Genomic DNA, 15291 nt, shown 5'->3' on the forward strand with positions numbered 1-15291 from the left:
GAGTGCTACGCACTCAAACGGGGGCAAGCCCCCTCGCCACAGGTCGCTCCCACAGTTGATGGGTGGTGTATGCAGAGAATGCGTACACCATTTAGCTCATCAAACCGTATGCAAGTACCAGTTGTACTCAAGGTCGGAGATGGAGTTTTCGAACTCGGCCAGCTCGCTTTCCTTGCACGCCACGAACACGTCGATGTACAGCGGGTCGATGTAGCGCGCCATGACTTCGCTGTCGTCCAGCTCACGCAAAGCATCGCGCAGGTTGTTTGGCAGGCTTTGCTCGTTCTGCTCGTAGCTGTTGCCTTCGACCGGGGCGCCAGGTTCGATTTCGTTGGTCAGGCCGTGGTGAATACCGGCCAGTACCGACGCCATCAGCAAGTACGGGTTGGCGTCGGCGCCGGCTACGCGGTGCTCGATGCGCACGGCATCCGCCGAACCGGTGGGCACACGTACCGCAACGGTACGGTTGTCGATGCCCCAGCTTGGCGAGTTCGGCACGTAGAACTGCGCGCCGAAACGGCGGTACGAGTTGACGTTCGGGCAGAGGAACGCCATCTGCGCCGGCAGGGTCTCGAGCACACCGCCGATCGCGTGACGCAGTGCGGCGTTCTGCTCGGGATCCTCGCTGGCAAAGATGTTGTTGCCTTCTTTGTCGAGAATCGAAATGTGCACGTGCAAACCATTGCCCGCCTGGCCCGGATACGGCTTGGCCATGAAGGTGGTGTCCATCTCGTGGTCGTAGGCGATGTTCTTCACCAGACGTTTGAGCAACACAGCGTAGTCGCAGGCCTTTATAGGGTCGTTGACGTGATGCAGGTTCACTTCGAATTGCGCCGGGGCGCTTTCCTTGACGATGGCGTCAGCGGGAATGCCCTGCTCTTTCGCGCCTTCGAGGATGTCTTGCAGGCAGTCGACGTATTCGTCCAGATCATCGATCAGGTACACCTGGGTCGAGTGCGGACGTTTGCCGGACACCGGCGAGCGTGGCGACTGCGGACGACCGTTCACGTTGTCCTGGTCGATCAGATAGAACTCCAGTTCGAACGCTGCGCAAATGGTCAGGCCCATGTCATCGAACTTGCTCACCACCTGACGCAGCACTTCGCGAGGGTCAGCGAAGAATGGCTGGCCTTCAAGTTCGTGCATGGTCATTAACAGCTGCGCGGTGGGGCGCTTCTGCCAGGGTTCGATGCTGAGGGTATTGGGGATGGGAAAGCAGATTCGATCCGAGTCGCCGATGTCCAGACCCAGGCCGGTGCTTTCCACCGTAGAACCGTTGATGTCCAGAGCAAACAGTGACGCCGGGAGGTTGATGCCTTTTTCGTAAACCTTATGAAGACTGGTGCGTTCGATGCGCTTGCCGCGCACCACACCGTTCATATCCGCAATCAGAAGGTCGACGTACAAAACCTCAGGATATTTCTTAAGGAATGCGTTTGCTTCGTTGAGTTGAACGGCACGCAGAGGGACCGACATGATGCACCTATTAGCTGTTAATTATTATGTTCACTACCCTTTCACGAGCCCAGTCAATCCGAAAGGCAAAGTGAAGTCAATAGCGAACACTTGGCCTTTCAACCTTTATTTTCGGGCCTTTTTTGGACACATGAGTGCCAGATTAGTCTTGCGAACCGCGTAAACCCTGAAGATCGGACGTGTAGCGTTTAGAATTTTTTACATGAGAGTTGTTAATTAAAATCAACAAGGCTAAGCTCCGGAAAAGCTCGTTCAAGTGTGAAACTTCGAGGTGATAAAAATGGCATTCAAGCCATTGATCGGCGTTACTGCGTGCATCAAACAGATTGGCCTGCACCCCTACCACGTCAGCGGCGACAAGTATTTGCGTGCTGTCAGCGTCGCGGCTTTGGGGTTGCCAGTGGTCATTCCCTCCTTAGGCGATCTGACCGAAATCGATGACCTGCTCGCGCAGCTCGACGGTCTGCTGCTGACCGGCTCGCCGTCGAATGTGGAGCCCTTCCACTATCAAGGCCCGGCCAGTGCCCCCGGTACGGATCACGATCCGCAACGGGACGCCACCACCCTGCCCTTACTGCGCGCAGCCATCGCCGCCGGTGTTCCGGTGCTCGGCATCTGCCGGGGTTTTCAGGAAATGAACGTGGCGTTCGGCGGCAGCCTGCATCAGAAGGTGCACGAACTGCCCGGCATGCTCGATCACCGGGAAGCGGATCATCCGGATTTGGCCGTGCAGTACGCACCGGCCCATGCGGTGAATGTGCAACCGGGCGGTGTGTTCGAAGTGCTGGACCTGCCGCAGGTGTTTCAGGTGAATTCGATTCACAGCCAGGGCATCGACCGACTCGCTCCCGGCCTGCGCGCTGAGGCTGTCGCGCCGGATGGTTTGATCGAGGCGATTTCGGTCGAACACAGCAAGGCCTTCGCTGTCGGCGTGCAATGGCACCCGGAATGGCAGGTGCTTTCGAATCCCCCCTACTTGAGTATTTTCCAGGCGTTTGGCGACGCATGCCGGCAACGGGCGGCGCTGCGTAATACGCGCTGACTTCAAAAAGCATTCAACGATTTAACTGCCCCCGTGAGTCTGGCGGGCGTGCCTTTGCGCGCCGGTCGCTCACGTAATAGATGAACCGCAATAACAACAAGTACGACCAGGCAGCCAGGATGGCGGTGCCGAATAAGCCCGGCCGGTACGGGCCAGTGATTCAAATGCAAATCCCCTTGTGGGAGCGGGCTTGTGTGGCGAGGGGGCTTGCCCCCGTACGATTGCGAAGCAATCGTAAATCGGTCACCGCTTTCTGATTCAAGATCGCGGCGACTGATTCAGGGGCGCTTCGCACCCCAACGGGGGCAAGCCCCCTCGCCACACAAGCCTCGCTCCTAAAGGGGGTCGCGTTATGACTGGCACCGTACGGCTTGGGCTTGCAATCAACTACTAAGTCAGGCCGCGTTGGCCCGACGACTGAAACCTGTTGGGAGTTTCATATGGCAAACGCCTCCAGCATCTACAGGAAGGCTCTTGAAGGTCACCAGGCACCGAAAAAGGTGTTGGTGAAAGTCGACCGCGTCACTAAGAAATTCGACGAAACCACCGCCGTGGACGATGTGTCCCTGGAGATCCATCAAGGCGAAATCTTCGCCCTGCTCGGCGGTTCAGGTTCGGGTAAATCGACGCTGCTGCGCATGCTCGCCGGCTTCGAGCGCCCGACCGAAGGGCGTATTCTGCTCGACGGTGTCGACATCACCGACATGCCGCCGTACGAACGGCCGATCAACATGATGTTCCAGTCCTACGCCCTGTTCCCGCACATGACGGTGGCGCAGAACATCGCCTTCGGTCTCAAGCAGGACCGTTTGCCCGCCAGCGAAATCGATGCCCGTGTCGAAGAAATGCTGCGGCTGGTGCACATGACCCAATACGCCAAGCGCAAACCGCATCAGTTGTCTGGCGGCCAACGTCAACGCGTGGCGTTGGCCCGCTCTCTGGCCAAGCGGCCGAAGCTGTTGCTGCTCGACGAACCGATGGGCGCGCTGGATAAAAAGCTGCGCTCGCAGATGCAACTGGAATTGGTGGAGATCATCGAGCGGGTCGGCGTCACCTGCGTGATGGTGACCCACGATCAGGAAGAAGCCATGACCATGGCCGAACGCATCGCGATCATGCACCTGGGCTGGATCGCCCAGATCGGCAGCCCGGTGGATATTTATGAGGCGCCGGTCAGCCGCATGGTTTGTGAGTTCATCGGCAACGTGAATGCCTTCGACGGCACGGTGGTCGAGGATCTGGAAGGTCACGCGATCATTCACAGCCCGGACCTTGCGCAGAAGATTTACGTCGGCCACGGCGTGAGTACGTCGGTGCAGGACAAGTCGATCACCTATGCGATCCGCCCGGAAAAAATGCTGGTCAGCACCCTCAAGCCCGAGACTCGCTATAACTGGTCCGAGGGCAAGGTGCATGACATCGCCTACCTCGGCGGCCACTCGGTGTTTTACGTGGAATTGCCCGGCGGCAAGATCGTCCAGTCGTTCATGGCCAACGCCGAACGCCGTGGCGCACGCCCGACCTGGGACGATCAGGTCTACGTGTGGTGGGAAGACGACAGCGGCGTGGTACTGCGCTCATGAGAACCTTTAATCAGCAGTTCCTGCGCCTGGTGCCCAGCGGTCGCAAACTGGTCATCGGCATTCCGTTCCTGTGGCTGTGCCTGTTTTTCCTGTTGCCGTTCTTCCTGGTGATGAAGATCAGCTTCTCGGAAGCGGCCCTGGCCATTCCTCCCTACTCCGAGATTTACACCTTCGCCGAACAGAAATTTCAGCTGCTGCTGAACATCGGCAACTACTCGCTGCTGACCGAAGATGAGTTGTACATCTCGGCTTACTTCGGCTCGTTGAAGGTCGCGTTTTTAAGCACGCTGATGTGCCTGGTGATCGGTTTTCCGATGGCCTACGCAATCACCAAGGCCAGCAAGGAAACGCAGAACGTTCTGCTGTTGTTGATCATGATGCCGACCTGGACCGCGATCCTGATTCGCGTCTATGCGTGGATGGGCATTCTCAGCAACAACGGTTTGCTCAACGCGTTCCTGATGTGGACCGGGCTCACGTCGCAGCCGATCGAGATCCTCAATACCAACACGGCGGTGTACATCGGCGTGGTCTATGCCTACCTGCCATTCATGGTGTTGCCGCTGTACGCCAACCTGGTCAAACACGATCAGAGCTTGCTGGAAGCCGCGTCGGACCTGGGTTCGAGTAACTTCAACAACTTCTGGAAAATCACCGTGCCGCTGGCCAAGAACGGGATCATTGCCGGGTGCATGCTGGTGTTCATTCCAGTGGTCGGTGAGTTCGTGATTCCGGAGCTGTTGGGCGGCCCGGAGACCCTGATGATTGGCCGTGTGCTGTGGCAAGAGTTCTTCAACAACCGCGACTGGCCGGTGGCATCCGCGCTGGCGGTGGTGATGCTGGCGATCCTGATTGTGCCGATTCTGCTGTTCAACCGCAGCCAGGCTAAAGAGATGGAGGGACGGGGATGAAACGCTTCGGATTTTCAAAGTTCATGCTGATTTTCGGCCTGTCGTTTATCTACCTGCCGATGCTGATTCTGGTGATCTACTCGTTCAACGCCTCGAAACTGGTGACGGTATGGGGCGGCTGGTCGGTGAAGTGGTACGTCGGACTGCTCGACAACACGCAACTGATGGGCTCGGTGGTGCGCTCGCTGGAAATCGCCTGCTACACGGCGATTGCCGCCGTAGCGCTGGGCACCCTCGCCGCTTTCGTGCTCACCCGTGTGACGCGTTTCAAGGGTCGTACGCTGTTTGGTGGTCTGGTGACGGCGCCGTTGGTGATGCCGGAAGTGATCACCGGTCTGTCGCTGTTGCTGCTGTTCGTGGCCATGGCGCAGTTGATTGGCTGGCCGCAGGAGCGTGGCCTGGTGACGATCTGGATTGCGCACACCACGTTCTGCGCAGCGTATGTGGCGGTGGTCGTTTCAGCGCGTTTGCGTGAGCTGGACCTGTCGATTGAAGAAGCGGCCATGGACCTGGGCGCGCGGCCGTTCAAGGTGTTCTTTCTGATCACCATTCCGATGATCGCACCGTCACTCGCAGCGGGCGGGATGATGTCGTTTGCCTTGTCGCTGGATGATCTGGTGTTGGCGAGTTTCGTCTCTGGCCCGGGTTCGACGACCTTGCCGATGGAAGTGTTTTCGGCGGTGCGTCTGGGCGTGAAGCCTGAGATCAATGCCGTGGCCAGTTTGATTCTGTTGGCAGTGTCGATCGTCACGTTCATGGTCTGGTACTTCAGCCGCAAGGCCGAAGCCACTCGCAAGCGGGCGATCCAGGAAGCCATGGACCAGACCGCCAGCGAGTCGTGGCAGCAGCCGAAAAAACAGCGGGTCGAAGCGACGGCTTAGTGCTGTTGAGTTAAATGAAGTGAACACAAAACCTGTGGTGAGGGGCTTGTTGTGGTGAGGGGGCTTGCCCCCGTTGGGTCGCGAAGCGGCCCCCAAACCTGCAACCGAGGTGTATCAAGCACACCGAATTCGCTGGTTTACGACTGCTTCGCAGCCGAACGGGGGCAAGCCCCCTCGCCACAGCAAGCCCTTAGTCACAGTTTTTGTATTCACTGCACTTTTGCTTTGCGTATTTGAACAAAAAAGAAAATGGAGTTGTACCAATGAAAATGTTTGGCAGGACTCTGCTGACACTGTCCTTATTGGGCGCGATGGCTACCGGTGCCCAGGCCAATGACAAGGTATTGCGCGTCTACAACTGGTCGGATTACATCGCCCCGGACACCGTCAAGAAGTTCGAAGACGAGACCGGCATTCGCGTGACCTACGATGTGTTCGACAGTAATGAAACCCTTGAGGCACGCTTGCTGGCCGGTAAATCCGGCTACGACATCGTGGTGCCCTCCAACAGTTTCCTGGCCAAGCAGATCAAGGCTGGCGTCTATCAGCCGCTGGACAAATCGAAGCTGCCGAACTGGAAAAACCTCAACCCGGTGCTGCTGAAAAACGCCTCTGCCAGCGACCCTGACAATGGCCACGCTTTCCCGTACATGTGGGGTTCGATCGGCATCGGTTACAACCCCGCCAAGGTCAAGGAAGTGCTGGGCACCGATGCGCCGGTGAATTCCTGGGACTTGCTGTTCAAACCGGAAAACGCCGCGAAGTTGAAAGCCTGCGGCATCAGCTTCCTTGATTCACCGACAGAAATGCTCCCGGCCGCCCTGCACTATCTGGGCTACCCGGTGAACGCTCAGGACAAGGCGCAGATCGCCGAAGCCGAAGCGCTGTTCATGAAGATTCGCCCGTCGGTGGCATATTTCCATTCGTCGAAGTACATCTCCGACCTGGCCAACGGCAACATCTGCGTAGCGGTCGGTTACTCCGGCGATGTGCTGCAAGCCAAGGCCCGTGCCAAGGAAGCTGGCGACAAGGTGAAGATCGAATACAGCATCCCGAAAGAAGGCGCCGGCAGCTTTTACGACATGGTTGCCATCCCACGGGACGCGGCCAACGTCGACAACGCCTACCTGTTCATGAACTTCCTGATGCGCCCGGACATCATCGCCGAAGTCACCAACAACATCGGCTACAGCAACGCCAACGCAGCAGCCACGCCATTGGTGGATGAAGCCATTCGCGATGACCCGGGTTCGTATCCGCCGCAAGCGGTGATGGCGACGTTGTATGCGATTCCAGATATGCCGATCGGTATTCAGCGGGTGATGACCCGGGGCTGGACGCGGGTGAAGCTGGGTAAGTGATTAAAAATCGAACACAAAATATCTGACTACCACGGACCAAAATGTGGGAGCGGGCTTGCTCGCGAAGAGGCCATCACATCCAACATCAATCTGATCGTCCCCACGCTCTGCGTGGGAATGCCTCCACGGACGCTCCGCGTTCGGCTCTGGAAGGGACGCGGAGCGTCCCGGGCTGCATTCCCACGCAGAGCGTGGGAACGATCAGTGGCAAGGTTTCAACCATTTTCCGTTCACGCAGCGCCTTACCACCGCTGCACTCCTCTCAGAAGAACGGTTTCACCTGGCTTCCTCGGTTAAGGTGAATTTCGGGCGCCCTCGGGCGCCTTTTTTTGGTGTGGGGTCATGCACAAACCAGCGGCCATTCCGCCAGCGCCCGGTACCGCCCTTTATGGGATTCGAACAAGGTAAAGCGGTCAGCACGCAGGAAAAACTCTGGCGGCGTCGCAGATTCAGGGACCGGCGCCCGGTAGTCGCGCATCAGGGTCAAATGCGGGCGAAATTCTCGCCGGGTGTCTTCAAAGCCAAACGGCAACATGGCCTGCTCCAGCGCATACACCAACCGTAGCAACTCCGGTGCTGCCTGCTCGGGCGCCAGCAACAGAACCCCGGAGCGACGCCAGACTTCCAGACGATCAAGCACAACCGTCAATGGCACGCCGGGCATCCGCACACTGGCAGCGGCCTCGCAGACGCCCGCTATCTGCGCCATCCCCACCGTGCCGAGAAACAGCAGCGTCAGATGAAAGTTTTCCGCCGGCACCGGGCGCCCGACGTTGAGCCCCAGCGCGCTGCGCCATTGGGCGATGGCCCGGCGTTGTTCGGGGGCGCAGTTGAGGGCGAAGAACAGCCGTTTGAACGGCTCACGGGATTCATCGCTCATGTCTGCCACCTCAAGGCTTCGGAGTCCCTTTGATTTTACAAAGGGATACCACGCCAGCAAGTGCATTTCTGGCACCACCCGGCAGGCGCGTTATAGTTGAAGCAACCGAATCGACGGGAGGGCGCCATGCGTCAGGTCATCAGCAAAGAGCCATGGTGGGCTGTGCCACCCAAGCCCGGCCAGGATGAATCCGAGCTGGAATGGGGTTGGCTGGTTCACTACAACGAAGGCGAGCCGCGCTTCGAGTTCATCAAGGAGCGGCCGTCGGACAGCCAGATTCGTAACCGCAAGAGTTGCAGGACCACCCCGACGCCGGAGTGATCCTGCGACGATGTTCAGGCTTTGACGAGCATCTCGAAACCGCCAAAAATCGCCCGCTGGCCGTCGAACGGCATCGGATTGACGTCCGGCTGCATCCGCGGATCGCTCATGAGTTTCGCCATCCCGGCATCACGGGTGGCCTTGTCCGGCCAGACGATCCAGGAAAACACCACGGTTTCGTCTTCCTTGAGTTTTACTGCCATGGGAAATGAGGTCAGTTTGCCATCGGGCACGTCATCGCCCCAGCATTCGGCGAGGCTGAGTGCGCCGCTTTCCTTGAAAATTTCGGCAGCGGATTGTGCGTGTTGCTTGAATTTTTCGCGGTTGGCGGTGGGTACTGCAGCGACGAAGCCATCAACGTAAGCCATGATCGTTCTCCTTCGGGTTATGGGGTGATCTGCTGGGTAGTCGAATCAACGTGGCTAAAATCGACAGTTCCTGCATCCAGACCGACCGACGGTTCAACGGTCTCCTCCAGGCTGCCCTCGATCTGCCTGGCCATGTACAGCGTTCCGGCCATGACGCCGGTTGCGGGGTTATCCACCAGCTTCACCCATGCCTTGTCGAACGAATTGCCCAGGCTGCTGCGGATCAACGCTTCGCTATCGGGCCGGTCGTTGGCCTGGATAATTGCGCGCACCCCCGCCACCCCCACGGAGATCAGCGCACCGGCCGCCTTCCCCGCCATTGCCGCCACCGCACTGGCCGCCCCTCGCGGGGCCATTTCGGCTTGTATTCGCTTACTGGCACGCTTGGCTACCGGCGCCATGCCAGCGTCCGTCGAGGCGATGCCCTTCTCGCCGCCCGCCGTGTGGATCTTCTCGATCAACGCCAGATAGGCCGGCAATTTGCTCAGTTCGGCATGCACCACCTGATATAGCGAAGCGTCACGGGCAGGCGGCGGGCCCAGTGAAATGGCCGGAATTTTCTGGATGCGACCGTTGAGCTGCGCCATTGGCACGCCATGACGTTTGGAAATAACTTCGAGCTGCTGCCCCATCAGTTGCACATAAAACTCTGTCGCTTGGCCGAGGATCGCGTCGGGATCGATCTCCACCGCCACTGGTTCCAGCACGCGCCGGTGATATTGCTCCAGCAGATAGGCCGCCAGGCGTTTGGTCGCCGCATCCTGCTCGTCTCCGGCATTGATGGCGTACCAGCTGACTTTCATCGACAGCCATTCCTGGGTCCAGTAGCTGCTGAACCACGGAATGAAGACTTCTTCGGTTTGCTGATAAACCCGCGTGCGCCAGTGCTCCATGGACCCGCGGGCGTAGACCCTGGCCTGTTCGGTGGCCTGTTGCGAAGCGGCGACAATCTCCCGGTCCACCTGCTGCCAGGTGCTCTGGGATACCACCACCGGCACCACGATTACCGGGGCACGCGTGGGCGTGGCGCATCCCGCCAATATCACCAACACAGCGACGATCAGCGAACGCAGGTTCAAGATCGCGGGATCCTACAGACTGCGTCGAACGGAGTGTCCGACGCTAAACAGCGTACTGATTTGAGTATAGGTCGGGGGCGGGCGTGGCGAGGGAGCTTGCTCCCGCTGGGGCGCGGAGCGGCCCTGAAACCTGCCACCGCAGTGGTTCAGATATAACGCAGGTGTCTTTTATTGCGACTGCTTCGCAGCCGAGCGGGAGCAAGCTCCCTCGCCACAATGGATCACTTGGATCCCTAATCCCCTGCGCAGATCACCATCATCATTCACATCAATATTCACCATCGCCGCGAATGCCTTCCGCAAAAAAACCATCAGGTGCAGGATCAATCTCATCCCTATCTAAACCCCGCACCGGAGGGGCAAATCATGTTGATCCATCTCCTGACCTGCCTGGCCCTGACGGCCGTTACCCTGACCTTGTTTTCCCGCTTCGTGCTGGATATCGGTCAAACCGAGGAACCGAAATCATGATTCATTCCGTCAGCCTCGCCGTGAGCTTCCCGGTGTTCGGCAGCAACTATTATTCGCAGCAGGTCGTGTCTCGCAAAGCAGTCGCGCTGGTGTTCGATGAGCACTTCGAGGCCTTGCTGATGCCGGCAGCGGCCAACCACTTCAGTAACGAAGTGGTCGGGCTCAACGATCAGTTCCGCTTTTTGAATGATGTGCTGGTTGAGCATCTACTGGAGACTGAAATGGCTCAGCATCCGTCGCGGGCGGGACAAGCGTTCACCTTCTGACACGCAGGGTGATGCTGTGATGGCTGGTCAGCGTGGGCCGCCACCGGGACCACCACCGAAACCTCCATGATGGCCACCACCACCACCACCACCACCACCACCACCACCACCACCACCACCACCACCACCACCACCCGGCGGGAAGAACATCCAGCAGCCCGACAGGGACGACAACAAAGCGAATACCAACGCCACTTTTACAACTCTGTTCAACATCATTACTTCACTCTCTGTTTAGGCGAGAAAAACAACCTTTCTCGCCCTTTCAGACAGTGTTGACCGGGCTTTGAGCACCGTTTCAATGTAAAGAATGGGTAATGGTTGTATCGAAAATGACTCATATTCCACAGCGATTTCAGGGGCCGGCGTTATAGGCTATTTCCGACTGCCCCTCTGCGGCACAGCCCCAAACCTTTCTCAAACTGCGACAGACACGCCCGCTGCCTCTGCAAGAATTCTGATACAAAGCCGGGTGCTCACCGGTCGCCGCTCTCAAGAATTCGATCAGCAGACATGGAAAACTCACTCTGGAGTAGTGGTTGTAGGGCTGTCCATCGCGACGAACCCCTCAACTTTTTCCGCGCAGGCGAAGTTGTTCCATTCGCGCACCGCGGTACGACCCGAAACTTGCGCCGTAAAGGCTTATTCAGGCCGGCGCACCGCCCTCACCTTCCCGCTGTTGCCGCCGCCACAGAAAAACCGGTCGTGGCCATCGAACTCAAGTCCCGAGACCCCGACGCCAACCGGCATCTGGACGCTCTCCAACACCTCGCCCGTAGCCGGGTCGACTCGCCGCAGCTCACTCTCGTCACCCTCCCAGGTGCCGTGCCACAGATCGCCCTCGACCCAGGTCACCCCGGTGACAAAGCGGTTGGATTCGAGCGTGCGCAGCACTGCCCCGGTCTGGGGGTCGACCTGATGGATCTTGCGCTCGCGATACTCCCCCACCCAGAGTGTCCCTTCGGCCCATGCAAGCCCCGAGTCACCACCGCCGCCGGGCGCGGGGATGGTGGAGAGCACACGGCCGGTCTGCGGGTCGATTTTCTGGATGCGATCCTCGGCGATCTGAAACAGGTGCTGACCGTCGAAGGCTGTACCGGCATGGGCGGCGACATCGAGCGAGCGCAGCGTTTTGCCGCTCGCAGGATCCAGGGCGTTGAGTTTGTCGCCGGAGGCAAACCAGACCTGCCGGCCGTCATGGGTGACGCCATGGACGCTGTCGACGCCTGGGAAAGGACCGTATTCGCGGATGATTTCGGCTGTTGAATGTTTCATGTCTTGCTCCTCGTTCACTGACTGCATTCACTGGGTTGGTGAAGTGGATGCTAGTCATTGGGCAGCAACCCTGTGAGTAACAATACCGTCGCGAATCCCGGAACCTGCGGGGTCATCCAGCGACGGGCCCGGCCATGACCGAACGACTGCACCTTGCCCGCAGCCGCCAGCGTGTCGAGGGCTCGTTGCACGGTGCGCTGACTGGCGCCAAGCGCCAACGCCAGGGCCGAACTCGACCATGATTCGCCGTCAGCGAGGAAGGCGAGCAGTGTCGCATGCTGCTCTTCGACAGGCCGCGCCAGCACCACGACGTCACGCGCATCCTGCGGCACCAACGCAAACCCTCGCGGGGTCGCGACGACATCGGCGATCAGGTGCAGCGCCGCGCGCAGCCGCCCGAGTTCGACGCGCAACCGCGCGCGATGGGAGTCATCCGCGAACTTCATCCGAAAGGCGCGCGCAATCAGCGTCTCCCTTGGCACGTCGGCGGGCCACGCTTCGCCCAACGCCCGGGCGAGCGCGAAGAGCACCGGCCGCCGGGCGAGTGAAACCGCCGAGCCTGCATCGCGCACGACATACCGGCAGGCGTCCACGACCAACTTAGGGGATGCCAATAACGCTTCAATCTCATCGAGCAGCAGCGGCTGTTCCTGGCCGCCGACAATCAGCCGCGCCGCCGGTGTGTCGAGGATGCGGGCGGCGCTTTCGACCTCGGCCGTCAACGCGGGGATAGCGGCATGTTGTGCGGCACGCTCGGCCCGTTCGAACGCAGCGCGCGCCGTTTTTGTTTGCAGGCGACGCATCGCAACGCCTGCCACGACCAGTTCGTAGGCTGCCCTCGATGCGGGTGGTAACGGCGCTGGATCAAGCTCGGCGAGCCGATGTTCGGCCTCGTCGAGGTGCCCGATCAGCAGTAAGCGTCGGATCTCGAGGTACCGCGCATGGGCGGCGTTGACCCAGTCGCCGTGCGCCTGAAGCGTCGCCCGCGCGGCGTCGAGTGCCTTGGTTGGCCAGTTCAGGTCCCGCGAGGCGAGCGCGATCTCGGCCTCGGCGACGACACATCGCGCCCGGGCCAACGCCTCTTTCGGCCCGAAAGCACGTGCGGCGCTGCGCACCAGCGCCTTCGCTCGCACCAGGTCGCCCAGCTGCGCCATCGCGATGCCGCGAAGCGCGAGCGCAGGTGCATCGTCGCGCAAGGCGATACGGTTCAGCGCGCCGAGGGGGTCACCTGCCGCGAGCGCACGCGCCGCCGCCGTGATCAGCGAATCCATCTGAAGCGCACCACCTGTCACCCCCACCGTCCGATGCCCGCTGATCAGTCTATCTCACGACCGCTTAGCCGCACGCCGATCCGCTATGGGAGCCGCTTACTTGATCCGGTAGTGAAAGGTATTGCGCACGGCCGGCACCGCAACCGCGTGGCCGTCGACGATTTTCGGCTGGTAACGGAAGGTGTTGGCGGCGGCCAGCGACGGACGCATGAACAACGGATGGCAACCGTCCAGCACCTTGGGGTTCTCGATGTGGCCTTGGGGATTGACGGTGTATTCCACGGTGCAATCGCCTTCGATGTTTTTATCCAGCGCCCGTTGCGGATAATCCGGCGCTTCCTTGCTCAGGGGCAGGTATTGGCGGCTGTCGGCAGCCACTTGGGCAGCCTGCTGACGTGCGTGTTCGGCGGCCAGGCGCGATTGTTCGGCGCGTTGTGCCTGCTCTTGGGCCTGGCGTTGCTGCTCGAGGTCATGAGTGCGCTTTTCTGTCTCCTGACGCTGGCGTTGTTGCTCGGCCTGGCGTTCGCGTTTTTTGTCTTCGACGCGTTTGCGCGCAAGAACGGCCTGTTCAAGTTTTTGCGCCTGGATCTGCGGATCGATAGCAGGTTTGACAGGGTGGATGGGCGCCTCGGCTACCGGTTCCGGCGTCGGCGCCGCTACCGGTTCAGGCGCCTGTGGCTGCGGCGTCGGTGGCAGCATTACCAGTTGCGTTCTCAACACCGCCGGCTGTTCGATGGTCGGTTTCTCCAGCGACCAGCCATGCACCAGCAACGCCAGTACGATGGCATGCAGCCCTACCGCCAGGCTCGCCGCCAGACTGTTTTTCCAGAACCCGCTGCGGGCAGCGTCGCGCAACGTCATGGATGGACTGGGCATGATCATCGTTGTCATTGCGGGGCCTCGGTTACCAGCCCGAGGTTGCTCACACCGCCCTGCTGCAGTGCCGCCATGGCTGCGACCACGCTGCCGTAACCGGCGTCCTTGTCGGCGCGAATGTAAACCTGAGTGTCACGGCGTTCGGCAACAATCTGCGCGACCTTGGCGCGCATCTCGTCGAGCGCCACCGCACTGTCGGTCTGGTGCTGCGTATCCAGTTCACCGCCGAGGTTCCAGTGGTAGCCGCCCTCGGCCTTCACCGACAGGGTAAGGATTTGCTGGCGAGTATCGGTGGCCAACGCTTCACTGGCGACTTTGGGCAGTTCGATCTTCACGCCCTGGGTCAGCATCGGCGCGGTGACCATGAAAATCACCAGCAGCACCAGCATCACATCGATGTACGGCACCACGTTCATTTCGGCCTTGGGCCCGTGCTTGCGTTGCGGTCTGACGAGCATCTGCATTCTCCTCTCAGGCAGCGACGGCCAGGTTCATCGGCGTGCCATGCAAGGTGCGATGCAAGCGCACCTGCAATTCATTGCCGAAGGCGTAGTAGCGGGTCAGCAGGGTTTGGCTGCGCGCCGAAAAACGGTTGTAGGCGATCACTGCCGGGATGGCGGCAAACAGACCGATGGCCGTGGCGATCAGCGCTTCGGCGATGCCCGGGGCCACGGTGGACAACGTCGCCTGCTGCACCTGGGACAGACCGAGGAAGGAATTCATGATCCCCCACACCGTGCCGAACAGGCCGATATAAGGGCTGACGGAACCGACCGTGGCGAGGAACTGCAAGCCCTTCTCCAGGAGAACTTCTTGCTCGCTGATGGCCACGTACAACGCCCGTTCAACGCCTTCGAGCACCACATCGGCCGCGTTGCCCGCGTGCTGCTTGAGGTGGCTGAACTCCTGAAACCCAGCGTGGAAAATCGGCTCGACACCGGCTTCGCTGTCAGTGCTCTGTGCGGTTTCGCGGTACAGCGGCAACAGGTCCGCAGAGCTGCGAAAGCGTTGCATGAAGCCGTTCAGCTGCCGCTCGCGACGTTGCAGCACACCGCTGCGCTGGATGATCAGGTACCAGCTGAGCACCGACGCCAGCAACAGGATGAGCATGACGGCTTTGACCAGCAGGCTGGCGTCACTGATCAAGCCCCAGATGGTCATGTGTTCCAGTGTCGCTTGCATGGTGAAACTCCTTGTCTGGCGCTCTCGGGCCGTCGATGCGCGACGGCC

The 15291-nt window shown here is 60.0% G+C and carries 17 protein-coding genes; 7 read left to right on the plus strand and 10 right to left on the minus strand.

Features of this window, described 5'->3' with window-relative positions; all coding sequences use genetic code 11:
* Window positions 1-99 precede the first annotated feature (99 nt).
* The gene (locus ACZ9IM_RS28010) at window positions 100-1476 is read right to left on the minus strand and encodes a glutamine synthetase family protein (protein ID WP_192343521.1); all 1377 of its coding nucleotides are present in this window, start codon (window positions 1474-1476) and stop codon (window positions 100-102) included.
* Window positions 1477-1756: 280 nt separating this feature from the next.
* Here ACZ9IM_RS28010 and ACZ9IM_RS28015 point away from each other — a divergent pair, with 280 nt between their 5' ends.
* From ACZ9IM_RS28015 to ACZ9IM_RS28035, 5 genes are all read left to right on the plus strand, one after another.
* Window positions 1757-2518, plus strand: a complete 762-nt coding sequence (locus ACZ9IM_RS28015) for a gamma-glutamyl-gamma-aminobutyrate hydrolase family protein (RefSeq protein WP_427623464.1) — start codon at window positions 1757-1759, stop codon at window positions 2516-2518.
* Window positions 2519-2958: 440 nt separating this feature from the next.
* Window positions 2959-4101 carry a polyamine ABC transporter ATP-binding protein gene (gene potA, locus ACZ9IM_RS28020; protein WP_008068177.1) on the plus strand — a complete coding sequence of 381 codons (1143 nt, stop codon included), beginning with the start codon at window positions 2959-2961 and terminating at the stop codon, window positions 4099-4101.
* Between the two features lie 29 nt (window positions 4102-4130).
* Window positions 4131-5012 (plus strand): ABC transporter permease subunit, encoded by an 882-nt coding sequence (locus ACZ9IM_RS28025; protein WP_427623619.1) that lies wholly within the window; start codon window positions 4131-4133, stop codon window positions 5010-5012.
* Complete coding sequence (locus ACZ9IM_RS28030; protein ID WP_476225607.1) at window positions 5009-5893, plus strand: ABC transporter permease subunit; 885 nt, start codon at window positions 5009-5011, stop codon at window positions 5891-5893. Before ACZ9IM_RS28025 ends, ACZ9IM_RS28030 begins: the two co-directional genes overlap by 4 nt.
* A 263-nt stretch (window positions 5894-6156) precedes the next feature.
* On the plus strand, window positions 6157-7254 hold the full coding sequence (locus ACZ9IM_RS28035; protein ID WP_427623461.1) for a polyamine ABC transporter substrate-binding protein: 1098 nt from the start codon (window positions 6157-6159) through the stop codon (window positions 7252-7254).
* A 340-nt stretch (window positions 7255-7594) separates the two neighbouring features.
* On the opposite strand, the gene thpR is transcribed toward ACZ9IM_RS28035, so the two are convergent.
* On the minus strand, window positions 7595-8134 hold the full coding sequence (gene thpR / locus ACZ9IM_RS28040; RefSeq protein ID WP_476225609.1) for an RNA 2',3'-cyclic phosphodiesterase: 540 nt from the start codon (window positions 8132-8134) through the stop codon (window positions 7595-7597).
* Between the two features lie 126 nt (window positions 8135-8260).
* Between thpR and ACZ9IM_RS28045 the strand changes: the two genes are divergently transcribed.
* Window positions 8261-8455 carry a hypothetical protein gene (locus tag ACZ9IM_RS28045; RefSeq protein ID WP_192343516.1) on the plus strand — a complete coding sequence of 65 codons (195 nt, stop codon included), beginning with the start codon at window positions 8261-8263 and terminating at the stop codon, window positions 8453-8455.
* A 14-nt stretch (window positions 8456-8469) separates the two neighbouring features.
* Here the strand turns inward: ACZ9IM_RS28045 and ACZ9IM_RS28050 are convergent, their stop codons facing one another.
* Complete coding sequence (locus tag ACZ9IM_RS28050) at window positions 8470-8823, minus strand: DUF1428 domain-containing protein (RefSeq protein ID WP_008068166.1); 354 nt, start codon at window positions 8821-8823, stop codon at window positions 8470-8472.
* Between the two features lie 17 nt (window positions 8824-8840).
* Window positions 8841-9902, minus strand: a complete 1062-nt coding sequence (locus tag ACZ9IM_RS28055; RefSeq protein WP_476225611.1) for a hypothetical protein — start codon at window positions 9900-9902, stop codon at window positions 8841-8843.
* A gap of 467 nt (window positions 9903-10369) precedes the next feature.
* Between ACZ9IM_RS28055 and ACZ9IM_RS28060 the strand changes: the two genes are divergently transcribed.
* A complete protein-coding gene (locus tag ACZ9IM_RS28060) occupies window positions 10370-10639 on the plus strand; it encodes a hypothetical protein (RefSeq protein ID WP_008068154.1) in 270 nt (89 codons plus the stop codon).
* Window positions 10640-10666: 27 nt separating this feature from the next.
* Here ACZ9IM_RS28060 and ACZ9IM_RS28065 read toward each other — a convergent pair whose 3' ends face one another.
* The 6 genes from ACZ9IM_RS28065 to tolQ form a co-directional block, all read right to left on the minus strand.
* The gene (locus ACZ9IM_RS28065) at window positions 10667-10858 is read right to left on the minus strand and encodes a hypothetical protein (protein WP_476225613.1); all 192 of its coding nucleotides are present in this window, start codon (window positions 10856-10858) and stop codon (window positions 10667-10669) included.
* A gap of 423 nt (window positions 10859-11281) precedes the next feature.
* Window positions 11282-11914 carry a Vgb family protein gene (locus ACZ9IM_RS28070; protein ID WP_476225615.1) on the minus strand — a complete coding sequence of 211 codons (633 nt, stop codon included), beginning with the start codon at window positions 11912-11914 and terminating at the stop codon, window positions 11282-11284.
* Between the two features lie 50 nt (window positions 11915-11964).
* Window positions 11965-13185 (minus strand): helix-turn-helix domain-containing protein, encoded by a 1221-nt coding sequence (locus ACZ9IM_RS28075; protein WP_476225617.1) that lies wholly within the window; start codon window positions 13183-13185, stop codon window positions 11965-11967.
* A gap of 96 nt (window positions 13186-13281) precedes the next feature.
* The gene (locus ACZ9IM_RS28080; protein ID WP_476225619.1) at window positions 13282-14076 is read right to left on the minus strand and encodes an energy transducer TonB; all 795 of its coding nucleotides are present in this window, start codon (window positions 14074-14076) and stop codon (window positions 13282-13284) included.
* Window positions 14073-14519: a protein TolR gene (gene tolR, locus ACZ9IM_RS28085; RefSeq protein WP_476225621.1), complete on the minus strand. Its 447-nt coding sequence runs from the start codon at window positions 14517-14519 to the stop codon at window positions 14073-14075. Before tolR ends, ACZ9IM_RS28080 begins: the two co-directional genes overlap by 4 nt.
* 13 nt (window positions 14520-14532) lie before the next feature.
* Complete coding sequence (tolQ, locus tag ACZ9IM_RS28090) at window positions 14533-15243, minus strand: protein TolQ (protein ID WP_476225622.1); 711 nt, start codon at window positions 15241-15243, stop codon at window positions 14533-14535.
* Between the last annotated feature and the right edge of the window lie 48 nt (window positions 15244-15291).

The sequence above is a fragment of the Pseudomonas sp. TE12508 genome (assembly GCF_056279485.1).